This is a genomic window from Mesorhizobium sp. RCAM 05099, assembly GCF_059683685.1.
In genome coordinates, this window is the sequence record NZ_CM185035.1 from 2,699,283 (window position 1) to 2,713,872 (window position 14,590).

The 14,590-nt window shown below is 65.3% G+C and carries 14 protein-coding genes and 2 pseudogenes; 5 read left to right on the plus strand and 11 right to left on the minus strand.

All coding sequences use genetic code 11. From position 1 onward, the window contains the following. Positions 1 to 211: 211 nt before the first annotated feature. Both dinB and AC56QQ_RS13290 read right to left on the minus strand, forming a co-directional pair. Positions 212 to 1,459: a DNA polymerase IV gene (dinB, locus tag AC56QQ_RS13285; protein WP_497127776.1), complete on the minus strand. Its 1,248-nt coding sequence runs from the start codon at positions 1,457 to 1,459 to the stop codon at positions 212 to 214. Positions 1,460 to 1,613: 154 nt separating this feature from the next. Then, complete coding sequence (locus AC56QQ_RS13290; protein ID WP_497127777.1) at positions 1,614 to 2,042, minus strand: winged helix-turn-helix transcriptional regulator; 429 nt, start codon at positions 2,040 to 2,042, stop codon at positions 1,614 to 1,616. A gap of 157 nt (positions 2,043 to 2,199) precedes the next feature. On the opposite strand from AC56QQ_RS13290, the gene AC56QQ_RS13295 reads away from it, so the two are divergent. Further along, complete coding sequence (locus AC56QQ_RS13295) at positions 2,200 to 2,787, plus strand: dihydrofolate reductase family protein (protein WP_489862298.1); 588 nt, start codon at positions 2,200 to 2,202, stop codon at positions 2,785 to 2,787. 126 nt (positions 2,788 to 2,913) lie between these two features. On the opposite strand, the gene AC56QQ_RS13300 is transcribed toward AC56QQ_RS13295, so the two are convergent. The 5 genes and pseudogenes from AC56QQ_RS13300 to AC56QQ_RS13320 all read right to left on the minus strand — a co-directional run bounded on the left by AC56QQ_RS13300 (position 2,914) and on the right by AC56QQ_RS13320 (position 6,497). Beyond that, entirely contained in the window at positions 2,914 to 3,657 is a 744-nt protein-coding gene (locus AC56QQ_RS13300) for a 2OG-Fe(II) oxygenase (RefSeq protein WP_497127778.1), read from the minus strand. Next, entirely contained in the window at positions 3,654 to 4,208 is a 555-nt protein-coding gene (locus AC56QQ_RS13305) for a methylated-DNA--[protein]-cysteine S-methyltransferase (RefSeq protein WP_497127779.1), read from the minus strand. Before AC56QQ_RS13305 ends, AC56QQ_RS13300 begins: the two co-directional genes overlap by 4 nt. Positions 4,209 to 4,355: 147 nt before the next feature. Further along, positions 4,356 to 4,589 (minus strand): hypothetical protein, encoded by a 234-nt coding sequence (locus AC56QQ_RS13310; RefSeq protein WP_497127781.1) that lies wholly within the window; start codon positions 4,587 to 4,589, stop codon positions 4,356 to 4,358. 21 nt (positions 4,590 to 4,610) lie between these two features. Continuing rightward, positions 4,611 to 5,743, minus strand: a pseudogene (ada, locus tag AC56QQ_RS13315) (bifunctional DNA-binding transcriptional regulator/O6-methylguanine-DNA methyltransferase Ada). Positions 5,744 to 5,809: 66 nt separating this feature from the next. Continuing rightward, a pseudogene (locus AC56QQ_RS13320) lies at positions 5,810 to 6,497 on the minus strand (winged helix-turn-helix transcriptional regulator). Between the two features lie 176 nt (positions 6,498 to 6,673). Between AC56QQ_RS13320 and AC56QQ_RS13325 the strand changes: the two are divergent. Further along, positions 6,674 to 7,000, plus strand: a complete 327-nt coding sequence (locus AC56QQ_RS13325; RefSeq protein ID WP_497127783.1) for a DUF1330 domain-containing protein — start codon at positions 6,674 to 6,676, stop codon at positions 6,998 to 7,000. Between the two features lie 109 nt (positions 7,001 to 7,109). Continuing rightward, positions 7,110 to 7,646, plus strand: a complete 537-nt coding sequence (locus AC56QQ_RS13330) for a hypothetical protein (RefSeq protein ID WP_497127785.1) — start codon at positions 7,110 to 7,112, stop codon at positions 7,644 to 7,646. 54 nt (positions 7,647 to 7,700) lie between these two features. Here the strand turns inward: AC56QQ_RS13330 and AC56QQ_RS13335 are convergent, their stop codons facing one another. Both AC56QQ_RS13335 and AC56QQ_RS13340 read right to left on the minus strand, forming a co-directional pair. Then, positions 7,701 to 8,786 carry a phosphatase PAP2 family protein gene (locus AC56QQ_RS13335; RefSeq protein WP_497127787.1) on the minus strand — a complete coding sequence of 362 codons (1,086 nt, stop codon included), beginning with the start codon at positions 8,784 to 8,786 and terminating at the stop codon, positions 7,701 to 7,703. A 274-nt stretch (positions 8,787 to 9,060) separates the two neighbouring features. Continuing rightward, positions 9,061 to 9,510, minus strand: a complete 450-nt coding sequence (locus AC56QQ_RS13340) for an ester cyclase (protein ID WP_497127789.1) — start codon at positions 9,508 to 9,510, stop codon at positions 9,061 to 9,063. A 255-nt stretch (positions 9,511 to 9,765) separates the two neighbouring features. Here AC56QQ_RS13340 and AC56QQ_RS13345 point away from each other — a divergent pair, with 255 nt between their 5' ends. After that, positions 9,766 to 11,862, plus strand: coding sequence for an EAL domain-containing protein (locus AC56QQ_RS13345; RefSeq protein WP_497127791.1), 2,097 nt, complete (start codon positions 9,766 to 9,768; stop codon positions 11,860 to 11,862). Between the two features lie 49 nt (positions 11,863 to 11,911). Here AC56QQ_RS13345 and AC56QQ_RS13350 read toward each other — a convergent pair whose 3' ends face one another. Next, positions 11,912 to 12,106 (minus strand): hypothetical protein, encoded by a 195-nt coding sequence (locus tag AC56QQ_RS13350; protein ID WP_497127793.1) that lies wholly within the window; start codon positions 12,104 to 12,106, stop codon positions 11,912 to 11,914. 189 nt (positions 12,107 to 12,295) lie between these two features. Here AC56QQ_RS13350 and AC56QQ_RS13355 point away from each other — a divergent pair, with 189 nt between their 5' ends. Continuing rightward, complete coding sequence (locus AC56QQ_RS13355) at positions 12,296 to 13,021, plus strand: 3-keto-5-aminohexanoate cleavage protein (protein WP_497127795.1); 726 nt, start codon at positions 12,296 to 12,298, stop codon at positions 13,019 to 13,021. Positions 13,022 to 13,034: 13 nt separating this feature from the next. Here the strand turns inward: AC56QQ_RS13355 and AC56QQ_RS13360 are convergent, their stop codons facing one another. Next, positions 13,035 to 14,549, minus strand: a complete 1,515-nt coding sequence (locus tag AC56QQ_RS13360) for an AMP-binding protein (protein ID WP_497127797.1) — start codon at positions 14,547 to 14,549, stop codon at positions 13,035 to 13,037. Positions 14,550 to 14,590 lie beyond the last annotated feature (41 nt).

Genomic DNA, 14,590 nt, shown 5'->3' on the forward strand with positions numbered 1-14,590 from the left:
CATTTCAGGGAAACTTGGGAAAAATCCGATCCTGTCGAATGAGACTTGGCAAACTAGCGCTACCCAAGGTGCACGGCATTGATTTGTGTCAAGCAGCGATGCGCAATCGGTGCCGTGCTGAACAGTGTTCTCGGCTTGGTGTGTCGGTGGCCTCATGGCGGCGTCTTGTACGTTGCTCATGAGCACCCGACTGGCGCGCTCAGGGCACGGCTCACAATTCCTTCTCCGCCAGTTCCCTGAACTCGTCGGGCACCGAGCGCGCCGCCTCCAGCGCAACCGTGCCGTAGCCGACCGCCTGCTTGCCGAAGCGTTGGCGGATTTTGTCGATGGCGCGGTCGGCGCCGAAGCGCGCCAGGCCCTTGCGCGTACCGGGCCGGCGCTTCTCGTCGGCGAGGCCGAGCGGCAGTTCGAGCTGCAACTCGGCGCTTTCCTCGAGATGCGAGACCGAGATTGCCAGCAGCGAGATCGTTTTCTCTCGGCGGTGGTCGGCGAGCACGCCGCGCACCAGATCGCCGGCGATCTCGGCCAGCATCGTTGTCGCCGAGATCGGCTGGTCAAGCGTGATCGAACGGGTAACGGCGCTGAGATCGGCGAAGCGCACGCGCACCGTCACCGTGCGGCCCGGCCGCGCCTTGGCGCGCAGCCGGCTGGCGACACGGTCGGCCAGATGCAGCAGAGTGGGCACGTAGACGTCGGCCACGGCCGGTTTGCGGCCGAGCGCCGACTGGGCGCCCGCGGAGCGCGCCCTGCGCTTCGTCTCCAGCTTTCGCGGGTCGCGGTTCCAAGACAGCGCGGCGAGCTTTTCGCCGGCCGCCGGACCGAGCAGGCGCGTCAGCGCGCCGCTGTGCGTCCGGGCCAGCTGGCCGATGGTCTCGACGCCGATGTCGGCCAGCCGCGCCTTGGTCGCCGGGCCGACGCCCCACATCAGCGAGACCGGCAAATCATGCAGGAAGGCCAGTTCGGTGCCGGGATCGACCACCACCAGCCCGTCGGGCTTGGCGACCTGCGAGGCGATCTTGGCCAGATGCTTGGTGCGCGCCACGCCGATCGAGATCGGCAGTCCGAGTTCGGCGCGGACGCGGCGGCGGATGTTTTGGGCAATCTCCCGCGGTGAACCGAACAGATGCGTGCAGCCGGCGACATCGGCGAAGGCCTCGTCGATGGAGATGCGCTCGACCACGGGCGTGAAATCGTCGAGCACCTTGATCGCCGCGTCGCCCAGCCGCTGGTAATCGCCAAAATTGCCGCCGACGAAGATCAGTTGCGGGCAGAGCTCGCGGGCCTTGCGGCCTGGCATGCCGCCACGCACGCCGAAGGCGCGCGCTTCGTAGGAGGCGGCGAGCACGACGCCGCCGCCGACCGCGATCGGCTTGCCGCGCAGCGACGGATCGAGCAGCTGCTCGACCGAGGCATAGAAGGCGTCGAGATCGGCATGCAGGATGGTGGCTGTCGTTTCCATGCCGACCATTCGCTCGCGGCCGCACCGGCCGCATATCCGGAGTTGCTTATGAATATGAACAAATAGAGAACAAAGATAGCTCGCTGTCAAGCAGATGAGACCGGCGTTGGCGGGCTCGGCGGTTCATTTCCTCCGCGAGGGGAGGTGCAGTGCCTCAGCCTGTCGACTGGCCGACATGCTCGGTTCGCAACGCCATTTTCATGCGATCGAGCGCTGCCTCGCCACCCGCCGCCAGGTCGTCGGCGATCCGGGCGAGCCTGTCGTCGGCGTTGCGGTGCTTGCTCCCCCAGGCGCCGAGCGTTGCGAGCACGGGCAGAAGGTCGATGCCGGCCTCGGTCAACCGGTAGACCGTCTTCAGCCCATGCGTCGGGTCGTCGCTTCTGGTGAGGATACCTTCGTCCTGAAGCGTCTGCAGCCGCTCGGCCAGCGTGCGCGAGGAGATGCCCTCGTCGGACTGCAGGAATTCGCGAAAATGCTTTTTCCCGGCAAAGACCAGGTCGCGGATGATGAGCAGCGTCCAGCGGTCGCCGAGCAGTTCGAGCGACAGGTTGATCGGGCAGCCGGACTTTCCCCTGGTCGACATCCATATGCTTCCATTTGTAAATCACTTTACTATTGACACCATTACCGGCACGCGTCAAATGGTTCCAAAAGTAAATCGTTTCCAACCGTGACGGCTCGCCAGGAGCACAATTTCGCGCGCCCCCTTTTGATCGCAAACCGAACGAGGAGAATGGACGATGAGAAAGCTCATCCTTCAGATGCAGATGTCGGTCGACGGCTTCGTCGGCGCCTTCGAGGACCATCACTGGCAGCTGTGGGAATGGGGCGACGACAGCGCCTGGGACGACGAGCTGAAAAAGGACTTCAACGCCGTCTTCGCCGGTATCGACACCATCCTGCTGAGCCGCAAGATGGTCGAGGAGGGCTATCTGACCCATTGGGGCAACGCGGCGAGGAACTATCCGCGAGACCCTTTCCATGCCTTTGCGCAACGTGTCGTCGAGGTCGACAAGGTGGTGCTGAGCGACAGGCTCAAGGTCTCGCGGTGGGAACGCACCACGGTCGCCAGCGGCGACCTGCCGCGCGAGGTGGACGCGCTGAAGAAGACCAACGGCGGCGATATCGCGGTGTTCGGCGGGGCGGGGTTTGCGTCGGCGCTGATCGCGGCCGGGCTGGTCGACGAGTTTCAGCTGTTCATCAACCCGGCGGTGCTGGGCGAGGGGCGCCGGATCTTCGACCTGCGCGGTTTCCAGAAGCTGCGCCTGCTCGGTTCGAAGGCCTATGCCTGCGGCATGGTGGTCAACCGCTACGCGCCGGCCGGCTGATACGGAATGCCGCGCGAAGGCATCGCGCGGCGGAAAATAGTGTTTGGGTGGAATCGCTTGCCCGCTTTCCTTCGTTTTCAAGATGCGGTCGCCGTAAGGGCGGCCGCGTCGGATCGCGGAGGCCACTTACCTCGCGTCGTGAAAGATGATGCCGACGGTGTGGCGCATGCCTGAGCGCAGCCGGCTGACGCCGTGGCGCAAATTGACGCGGTAGCTCCCTTTCGTTCCCTGCACCGGCCGGTTGTGGACGGCGAAGGCAACGGCGTCGCCCTGGCGCAGCGGCACCACTTCGACCCGGCTCTGCATGCGCGGCCGCTGCTCGGTCAGCGCGAACTCGCCGCCGGTGAAATCCTCGCCCGGTTCGGAGAGCAGGATCGCCACCTGCAGCGGGAAGGCGAGGTCGCCATAGAGGTCCTGATGCAGGCAGTTGAAGTCGCACGGCACATATTGCAGCAGTAGCGGCGTCGGCCGCGTCTGGCCGGCGGCATGGCATTGTTCGAGAAACTCGGCATGCGTCGCGGGGTAGCGCATGGCGAGGCCCATGCGTTCGTTCCACCGGTTGGCGACCTCGGCCAGCCTGGGATAGAGCGCGCTGCGCAGGCCGCCGAGCAGGTCGGGCAAGGGATAGCGGAAATAGCGGTACTCGCCCTTGCCGAAGCCGTGCCTGGCCATATGGATGTGGCTGCGGAAATGTTCTTCCTCGGAATAGAGGCCGGCGATCCGCCGGCATTCCTGCGGCGAGAGCAGCTTTTCCATCACCGCGCAGCCGAAGCCGTCGAGTTCGGCGGTCAATGCCGGCCAGTCGTAACCGGCGACGCGTGTTTCCGCTGCCTCGACGACGGACGCGGCAACCTCGGTGTGGGTGTTCATATGGTGGCCTCCTTGTCGAGCAGAGCGCGCTTGCGTTCGGCACCCCAGCGGTAGCCGGCCAGCGTGCCGTCGGTGCGCAGGACACGGTGGCACGGAATGCCGAGCGCGATCGCGTTGGCGGCGCAAGCCGTCGCCACGGCGCGGGCGCCGTTCGGCTGGCCGAGACGCCGGGCAAGTGCCGTGTAGGTGATGGTGGCGCCGCACGGGATGGCGCGCAGCACGTCCCACACACGCTGCTGGAACGGCGTGCCGTGGCGCATGTCGAGCGGCAGGTCGAGACCGACGCCGGGCGTTTCGATGAAGCGGGCTATTGTCGCGAGATCGTCGCGCAACCCGGCCTCGTCCTCGACCAGCATCCAGCCGGGGAAGTGGTTGGCGAGGTCCTGCTCCAGCGCGTCGGCGTCGGAGCCGATCAGGATGGCGCAGACGCCGATATGGCTGCGGGCCGCCAGCACTTTTCCGATCTCGGATTCGCCGATGGCATAGGCGATGGTGTCGATGGGGGCAGCGTAGGGGGCAGCCGCTTTCCCATTGGTTTGCATGAGGTTCATTGCCTTCACTCCTTTGTGTGTGCCTGAACCCTAGCCAGGTGCCGGCCGGCCCTCACTCCGGTGCTTGCTTTCAAATTCAAATCTCAGGCTCTAAGGGTGAGCGGCAAGGCGCTGATTTTGAACCGTTCGCACTTCGCCCAAGGTGCCTCACGCGATACGAGTGACGGAGACCTCGCCGAGCAGGAACACTTCGCCGGTCAACAGCCGCAGCTCGATCTCGCCGGTCGCGGTGCGGTTCCACTCGGCTTTGCCGTCATCGACAAGCGCGCCGATGGTGGCCATCACCAGGGACTTCGCGTTGGAGGCGCGCCGGCTGCCGGCGGCTTGGGCCTGGCTCGTCGCATCGGCGCTGCTCTCGGGAGACCTTGCCATCGCGCCCATTGCCGCCAGACCCTCCTGCTCTCAGGCCCGTGAGGAGCGATATGCGTCATCGGGTGCCTTCACCGATCCGCCGGGCGCGGCCTCACGGTCGAGCAGCGCGCGCTTGCGCTCCGCTCCCCAAGCGTAGCCCGACAGCGCGCCGTCCTTGCGGATCACCCGGTGGCAGGGAATGGCCACGGCATGATTGTTGGCGGCGCAAGCGGCGGCGATGGCGCGGGTCGCCCTTGGCGACCCGATGCGCTGTGCGATCTCGGCATAGGAGACTGTCTGGCCGACCGGGATATCCTGCAAGGCTTGCCAGACACGCTGCTGGAACGCCGTGCCGCGCACGTCGAACGGCAGGTCGAGACCGAGCGCCGGCGCCTCGACGAAACCGACGACGCGAGCGACCAGCGCTTCATAGTCGCGGTCGCCGCCGATCAGACGCGCCTTGGGGAAACGGTCCTGCAGGTCGCGCACCAGCGCGTCGGGATCGTCGCCGAGCAGGATCGAGGCGACGCCCTTCTGACTCGACGCGACCAGGATGGCGCCGAGCGAGGATTCGCCGACGGCGAAGCGGATCTCCTGTTTGGCGCCGCCGGCGCGATAGCGTGTCGGCGTCATGCCGAGCATGCCGGTCGATTTCTCGTAAAAACGCCCGCTTGAATTGAAGCCGGCATCGTAGATCGCCGTTGTCACGCTGGCGCCGTCTTCCAGGCCCTGGCGGACCCGGGCGGCGCGGTGGGCGGCGGCATAGTCCTTCGGCGTCAGCCCGGTGACGGCCTTGAAGATGCGATGGAAATAGCCGGCGCTACGGCCGGCGGCGTCGGCCAGTTCGCCGAGCGACGGTTCTTCCTCGCTCTGTTCAATCAAGCGGCAGGCATCGGCGACCATCGCGGCGTTGCCGGCCTCGAGCGAAGGGCCATCCGGATTGCAGCGCCGGCACGGGCGAAAGCCGGTCGCCCGGCCTGATCCAGCGTGTCGTGCAGTTGGACATTCTTCGGGTTGGCGCGCCGCGACGGGCAGGAGGGCCGGCAATAGACGCCGGTCGTCGCCACCGAATACCAGAATTGTCCGTCGGCCGATTTGTCGCGCGCGACGATGCGCGCCCAGCGCGGATCCTCGGCAACCGGCAGCGGCTTGGCTTTCAGGTCTCTGGCCAGGATGATGAACATGGCCGCATTGAAGCCGCCAGAAGCCGGCCTCGCCACCCGTTTCCTGACAAGCGCCCCTCGGCTCTCCTACGCCGCGCGCTTGGGCTCGATCGCGAAGGGGCTGAGGCCGAGCCAGGTCTGCATCTTCTTGCCGATACCCTGGTCGCCGGTCAGGGAAACCTTCGCCCCAGCCTTCTCGACCGTAAGCAAGCCCATCCAGATCGCCGTCATCGTGTGCAGGTCGGTCGAGACGTAGAGGTCGACATCGAAGCCCGGATCGTACCAGCACAGATCGACCTCGCCGTGCTTTTCGACGATCAGCCACCACGACCGTTTGGACGCCGGCAGATCCTGATACAGAAATTGTATCACCGTGCGCCCCTCGGGCAGCGGCGAGGGGTTCAAGTTGCGCCGCATGTCCCACATCAGCAGCGACGGATCGAGGTTCTTGAGCGACAGCCGGGACTCGACCCATTTCTGCCCCCAGAAGCCCATCGCCTCGACGGCGCAAATCGCGGCCGGCCTCGGTCAGCCGATACTCGGAGATGCCTTTCTCGCCCGGCACTTCCTTGCGCTCGATGATCCCCGCCAGTTCGAGCTCCTTCAGCCGTTGCGACAGAAGGGTGGGCGACATTTTGGGCACGCCGCGGCGCAGGTCGTTGAAGCGAGTCGAACCCGCCACCAGTTCGCGCAGCAGGACCATCGTCCAGCGTGTGCACAGCACCTCGGCGGCCATCGATAGCGGGCAGAACTGTTTGTATCCGTGCTGGGCCATGATTTGTGGTCCTCCCTCGAAGCAGGGCCGAACATTAGCCCTTCATGATTGAGGCGGCGAGTACAGAAACTGTACCAGCCCAGTACAGATCGCGGACTGGTTGGCGCGGGCCCTGCCATGCGAGCCCTTTGGCCGGTTGCACGGGATATCCTGTGCGCCGCAACCAGGAGACCACCATGACCACTTACGTTATCGCAGACATCAAGATAAACGACCCGCAGTGGGTGCCGGCCTATGCCGCCTCGGTGCACGACCTCGTCCACAAGCACGGCGGCAGATATCTGTCGCGCAGCGGCAATGTGAAGACGCTTGAAGGCAAGCCGCTCGACACCACGCTGATCGCCCTGATGGCATTCCCGTCGGAAGCGGCGGCGCGCGCCTTCACCAACGATCCTGCCTATGCGCCTTTCGTTTCGGCCCGTCAGGATGGCAGCGACAGCCGTTTCCAGATGATCGACAACACCGATCTGGCCGGAACGATCCCGTATCTGCCGAAGGGATGATCGGCATTCGTCGCATCGGGATATCCAAGCAACAACAGCCACGGCGCTTGCCTGCCGGGCCTCCGTATTTTCGGCGGCCGGCCCGCTGTGCTTTTTCAAGAAGAATGGAATGAACATGATAACAAACTTTCGCAACAGGCTTCTCATGGCGGGGGCCATGCTGGCCGTCTGCACCACCTTCGCTCAGGCGCATCAGGAAGCAGTTGCGCCCGCAGCCGGCGCCAGTCCGCTGGCCGATAAGGTGCGTGCCGCCAACAGTCGGTTTCTCGACGTCAAGGCCGCGACGGCCGAGGGCTATGCGCCCATTCCCTGCGCCAGCGGCATCACCGGCGGCGCCATGGGCATCCACTACGTCAACGGCCAGTATCTTAAGGACGACAAGATCGACATCGCCCGCCCCGAGGCGGTGATGTACGAGCCGATGGCCGACGGCACGTTGCAATTGGTGGCGGTCGAATACATCACCTCGAAGGGGCCGGCGTCGCTGGAGGGACAGCTGTTCAACTTCAACAGCGCGCCCAACCGTTACGGCCTGGGTGAATTCTACGAACTGCATGTCTGGGCCTGGAAGGGCAACCCGACCGGTACCTTTGCCGACATGAACCCGAAAGTGTCGTGCGAACACACGATGGCGCCGAGCCAGTAGCCGGCAAGGCCAGGCGGCCAATGCCGTCTGGCCACTCTTCCACAGCCAACGGCGTCAGCTGAACTCGCTCACCGCGGCGCCGGGGTCGGGAAGCGCCAATCCCGCGTCGGCGGCGCCCCGGCTCGCTTGCGGCAGAACGAAACGCCCGGTCAGGTACCAGAGCAACGACACGACAAGGATCGAGAGGTAGCCATCCACGGCATAGTGCCAGCCGGCGTAAACCGAGCCGAACAGGATGAGCGCCGCGAAGGACCAGCCGGCCATGGCCCACCGGCGTCCGAAACCGGTCAGGAACAATGCGTTGAGCGTGACGAAGGCGACATGCATGCTTGGCATCGCCGAGATGCCGGTGCCCAGTTCCGGGCGGCCACTTTCGTAGGTTGCAAGCAGGTAGTTGGCATAGGCATGGACCGGCATGGCGTGGCCGTTCTGCGCCAGGGCGATTTGCAGCCCGGCAAACCGGTCACCGCCGTAGAGCTGGTCGTAGAATATCGGGCCAGCGGACGATAGCAGGGTGGCCAGAACGGTACCGCACAGGATCGTGGTCAGCGCGAACGCCCATAGATAGCGCAGGCGCCTGGCCGGGCTGTTCCAGAAGGCGACGAAGAGCAAGGTGCCGAACCATTGGGCGAACCAGCCAAACCCATAGCTGGCAAAAATTATGGCCGAGACCGGTTCTGGAACGAGGCCGTGCGCCCACGCCCAGGGATCGGTGCCATGCAGCCGAAGATCAAGCCCGGCCAGGACCCGGTCGGCATAGAATGGCACGATGTCGGGGATGGCGACCTTCAAGGTGGTGAAGGCGGTGATGCCGAGAAAGAACAAGACGATGACCGGCGCGGCGCCCAGCCAACGCTGCGTGAGCATGTCGAGCATGAACCTTGTTGGAGCATGCCGGGCAAATATCAGCGCCGCCACGCCAAGGCCAGCCGCCAGCAGCGAGGGCAAGAAGAAGACGAACGGCTCGGCATAGGACTGCGCCAGATGCAGGTAGCGATGCGGCTGCAGACAAAGAGCGGCCACGGCATAGGTCAGACACAGAGCAACCAGCAGCCAACCGCCCCTGGTTGCCGCCACGTCAAGATCAAGAATGGAGGCTGAGCGGCCATTGCCACCCCGCTGCTCGCCATACGCACTCATCGAAGGACATCCCGCCAGCTGTCCAGAAGACTGTTATGGGTATTTCACAGGCAATGTATTACCATCTGGTTACACTTGAAGTTTTGTTAAATTTCTAATATTTTTAGTCGATAATATTTTGTTTGACACCAACGAACCGTTGATGAAGAGGTTGCGTGGCAACGCAACAGCAACATTCGTGGCCGCCGCGATTTTCAACTGTAGAGCGGCCTTGTCATCGGGCTTCGACCGCGATTGAAAGTGGGCCATCGCCTGGACGGCGATGGCCCCGCAATCACGCGGCCTTGATCAGGCCGAGCTGGGTGAGGGCGGCAACGCCGTCGTCGAGGCCGATCTCCTCGACGATCCGGCCGTCGACAAGCTTCAGCACGGTGGTGCCGGTGAAGCGCATGGTGCGGCCGGTGCCGGCGGGCAGCGAGCCGACGAGGAAATCGCTGAACGCCGGGCCGGTATGCGTACCACCACCTTCCCACTGGCCGACGACATGGTCGCCCTCGGCGATGAGGTCGGCGGTGGCCCAGAAGTTGAGGTCCGGGAAGGCGGCGCGAAAGTCGGTCATGAAGGCCTTGATGTCGTCGCGGCCACGGCGCGGTTCATGCAGCGAGTATTTCAGCAGCATGTCGGGCGCGGCGATGTCGTCGACCACCGACAGGTCGCAGGTTTCACCCCAGAAGTCGGTGAACCATCTGACGACGACGGCCTTGTTGTCTTCCTGTTTGGTCATTGGGAGGTCCTCTTGTTGCTGTCCGGGATCGCCGGCTGGCCGGCGACCCCGGGATCACCGGACTTACCGGCGACCTCGGGCATCACTAGGACGATCCAGTGGCCGCAAAACTCCGGTTCTTGCCGGCCAATCGAAAGGCGAACGATGAGGATGGTGGAGGAGAGGCCGGGTCTGCCCTCCGTCCGCGACCAAGTAACGCTTTCTTCTCTGGTTTTGCTGCAGATTGCCGCTTGATGGAGGTGAGCGAAACAGAAGATGACGGGTCAGGACAAGAAAAATCGCAATGGGGCCTTCTGGGCGAAGGCGCTGGAACGCGCCCATCTCGGCGTCTGGGACTGGGATCTTCGGACCGGAGAATGCTTCTATTCCGCGACCTGGGCGCGGATGCTGGGCTATGATGAAAGCGAACTTGCCAACACCAGCGACCTGTGGCTGCAGCTGACCCATCCCGATGATCGCGAGCGGGCGCTGGCCAGCGGCGACCGTCACATCGCCGGACAGACCGACGCCATCGAGACCGAACTGCGGCTCCGGCACAAAGCCGGCCACTGGGTGTGGGTGCTCGATCGCGGTGGCATCGTCGAGCGCGACGCGTCCGGGAAACCCGTCAGGCTGATGGGCGTGCAGACCGACATCTCCAAGCAGAAAGCCGCCGAAGCCGAGCTCGAGCAGGTCAATGTGCGCTTCCGCCTGGCGCTCGCCGCCAGTGGCACCGGCATCTGGCATCACGACCTAGACACCAACAAAAGCTACTGGGACCAGCGCACGCGCGACATCTTCGGGCTGGTCTCCGATACCGACGAGGTGACCGACGACCTCTGGCATACGTTCCTGCATCCCGAGGACAAGGCGGTGACCGAGCAGGCGCATCTGGCACCGATCGGCACGCAGGACGTCGTCGCCGTGCAATACCGCATCATCAAGCGCGACGGCGAGGTCCGCCATGTCGAATCGCTGGTGCGGTTCATCGCCGACACGCAGTCGGCGGGCCAGATCCTCGGCACCGTGCGCGACATCACCGAGGAAAAACTGCGCGAGATGGAGCTTGCCTATGCGGCCCGTCATGATGCGCTGACCGGCCTGTGGAACCGCTCCGCCTTCGATCGGCTGCTCGCCGACCATATCGCGGCGGGTGCGCCGCTGGCGGTGTTCTATGTCGATCTCGACTACTTCAAGGCGCTCAACGACTTTGCCGGCCACGCGGCCGGCGACCAGGCGTTGAAGAGCGTTGCCGCTGGCATCCGCGCCAGCCTGCCGCGGGCGGCGCACGCGGCACGGCTGGGCGGCGACGAATTCGCGCTGCTGGTGCCGCATTGCGATGCCTCGCAGGCCGAGCGGATCGCAACCGCCGTGCTCGGCGCGGTGCGTGAGGCCGACCTTGGCACGGCCGCGTCGGCGCGCAAGCTGGCGGCCTCGATCGGCATCGCCTTCATCGACGACGCCACCACCACGGTCGCCGACGCCCTGGCTTGCGCCGACGACGCCTGCTACGCGGCGAAGGCTGCCGGGCGCAATCGTTTCGCGGTGTTCTCCGCGACGGTGGAATCGGGGTCCGGCGGGCTCAACGCGGCGCGCGTCGCCGCCGACACGGTCGACGCCATGGAAGACGGACGGCTGAAACTGTTCGGCCAGGAAATCCATCTGCTCGGCAGGCCCTGGCAAGAGAGCCGCCATGTCGAAGTGCTGGCCAGGCTTGTTGGGCGCAACGGGCGTCTGGTGCCGCCAGGCGAGTTCATTCCAGTTGCCGAGCGGTTCGGCATCGCCTCCAGGCTCGACCGCTGGATCATCCGCACCGTTCTGTCGCGGCATGGCGCGGCCCTGCGCTCGGGTGCGCTGACACTCGGTTTCAACCTGTCGGCGCAGACGCTGAGCGATCCGCAGCTCTGGGAGTTCGTCGACAGCGTCATCGACGAGACCGGCGCGCCGCATTCGGCCATCGGCTTCGAGATCACCGAGACCGCCGCCGTCACCAATTTCGACGCCGCCGAGCAGTTCGTGCGCAAGGCGCGCGAGCGCCGCTGCCGGGTCAGCCTCGACGATTTCGGCGCCGGCATGAGTTCGTTCGAATATCTCCGGCGCTTTCCTGTCGACACGATCAAGATCGATGGCTCTTTCATCCAGCACATCACGGAAAGTCGCTTCGACCGTGAGATCGTGCTGGCCATCACCAGCATCGCTCGCAGCCTCGGCTGCAATGTGGTGGGGGAAAAGATCGAACGGCACGACACACTGACGATGCTGAGCGACATGGGCGTCGCCTTCGGCCAGGGATTTTTGCTGCACCGGCCGGAGCCTCTGGAGCAGATTGTCGCGCGCGCGACCGGGGTGGCGACGGCCCGCAAGGCCTCGTGACCCGCGGCGTGTCGAGGTTCAGGTGAGGCCGGCCTCACCTGAACACGTTTCAGCCGGCTTGCCGCGCCGGCGATAGCGGAAACTCCAGCACACCGGCCTTGGGTCGCATGTGCTGGGCTTCCGTCACCGTTTCGATCAACAGATCGAGGGCGTCACATGCCGCGCGGCTCGTTTCGTCGTCGCCACGCAGATAGTAATAGGCTCGTTCGAGGTGGACACGGGCTGCCGAAAAATCGCTGGTCAAGGGTCCCTCCATGATCCCGCCCTAATATAGGTTGCCGGACGGGGCGGAACGCGAGGTAAATATCCACAGGCGGCTTTTATTCAAATGCCACCAAATCTTGCCAGGCCTGTCAGGAGTGGCGCCACCCAACTCTTTGCCGTGCCTTGCCGCGCGGCTAGAGTGCGGTCACTCTTGACCGAGGCGAGATCAATGATTGTCCAGGCCTGCATCAACGGCGCGCGCCCGCGTGATTTCCACCCGAGGCTGCCGCTCGACGCACAGGCGATGGCCATCGACGCGGCGGCCTGCGTCGCCGCCGGAGCGGCAGAACTGCACATCCATCCGCGCGGCGCCGATGGGCGCGAAAGCCTGGCGGCTGTCGATGCGACGGTCCTGGCCGTGCGTCAGGCCTGCCCGGGCACGCTCATGGGCGTGTCGACCGGCGCCTGGATCGAGAACGATGTCGAGCGGACCCGCGCGGCGATCGCCGGCTGGCGGGAACTGCCCGACTACGCCTCGGTCAATCTGTCGGAGGCCGACGCGCCCGGGGTGATGGAACTGCTGCGGCAGCGTGGCGTCGGTATCGAGGCCGGGCTTGCTTGCGTCGCCGATACCGAGCGCTTCGTCGGCCTTGCCGACCACGACCGGGTGCTGCGCATCCTGATCGAGATCGATATTCAGGACCTGCCGGCCGCGCTGGACGAGGCGCACGGCATCGCCGCCGTGCTCGAACGCGCCGGGGTGCGGCGGCCGATCCTGCTGCATGGCGTCGACGTTACGGTCTGGCGGTTCGTCGAGCTTGCGCGCCGCAAGCGCTGGTCGACGCGCGTCGGGCTGGAGGACGGCAAGACGGTCGCCGATGGCGGGACGGCGAGAGACAATGCGGCAATCGTTGAAGCGGCCGTGGCGATTTTTCGCGGCGCGCCGGCGGGCTGAATGGTGGTCTGCTTTAGTTGTGCCCGCTGGCTGGTGCTGTCCAGGTGTACAAAATGTGTTTCTGGATCTTGCCGGATGCGGTGCGGGGCAGGACATCCGTGATCAGGAATTCCTTCGGCACTTTGTAGCGGGCGATGCGGGTGCCGCAATGGCTGACCAGCGCCGCCGGATCGACAACACGACCTGGCTTCAGCACGACGAAGGCGCGCCCGACTTCGCCCCAGCGCCGATCGGCGACACCGATCACGGCTGCCTCGGCGATGTCGGGATGGTCGAGCAGCACCATCTCGATTTCGACCGGATAGACGTTCTCGCCACCGGAAATGAACATGTCCTTGCGGCGGTCGACAAGGGTGACGAAGCCTTCGTCGTCCCGCCGCGCGATATCGCCGGTGCGGAACCAGCCATCGGCAGTGAAGGCGGAGGCCGTCTCTTCCGGCCGGTTCCAGTAGCCTGATGTGATGGAGGGACCGGACAGCCATATCTCGCCTGGCTCGCCGGCGGCGACGTCGCGGCCATCCTCGTCGACGATGCGCAGGCCGATCGTTGGCGCCGGCAGGCCGGCCGAGCCCGCCTTGCGGGCGATCCGGTCGGCCTCGACCGGCATGCCAAGCACCGTGCCTGCTTCCGTCATGCCGAAGCCGTCGACCATGCACACGCCCTGTTCCAGCCACGAGTTGATATTGGCGGCCGGATTTGGCGCGCCGCCGGTGAAGATGGCGGTGAGCGATGTCCAGCGCGCCGGCGCAAAGTCCGGGTGTTCACGCAGCATCCTGGCCATCTGCGGGACACAGAAATAGTGGGTGACGCCAAGGGTCGGATCGGCGAGGCGACGGTTGGTGAGGCCGGCATCGAAGCCGGGTGAGATCAGCACCGTGCCGCCCTGCAGCAGCGGTGGACGCAGGCTGGTGATGAGGCCGATGACATGGAACATCGGCGCGTCGCAAAGGAAGACGCTGGCATTGCCGACCCGCCCCAGCACGCCGAAATTGACCGCGGTCGCCAACGCATTGCCTTCCGTGACGATGACGCCCTTTGGCCGACCCGACGTGCCCGATGTGTAGAGGATGATCGACGGCGCGTCGCTGGCCGACAAGGGACGGCGCGGCGCCGGTGCCCGCGCCGCGACCGCTTCAGCGAAGGCCGGGACTTCGATTGGCATGCAGCCCCTGGGCAACGCCATCTCGGGCGCGGCGTCATGCAGCAGCAATACCGGATCGCAGTCCTCGAGGATCGCCCGCTGTTCCGCACTGGCGAGCCGCCAGTTGAGCGGCACGAAGATGGCGCCGAGCCGCATGGCGGCCTGTTGCAGGATCAGGAGATCGGCGCTGTTGCGGGCAAGCGTGGCGATCCGTTGCCCCGGTTCGATGCCGTAGCGGGTTTCGAGAACGCTGACGGCGCGCTGGATGGCCTCGTCTAGCGCGGCATAGGTCCATTTTCGGCCCGATGCCAGGTCGACGCAGGCGACATGATCCGGCTGCGTCCGGGCGTGCAGGGCCACGGGATCTGGCGTCGTCCAGGCCGGCATTTCGCATCTCCTCCCAGATTGCGGCCACGGGTTTTTGTGGC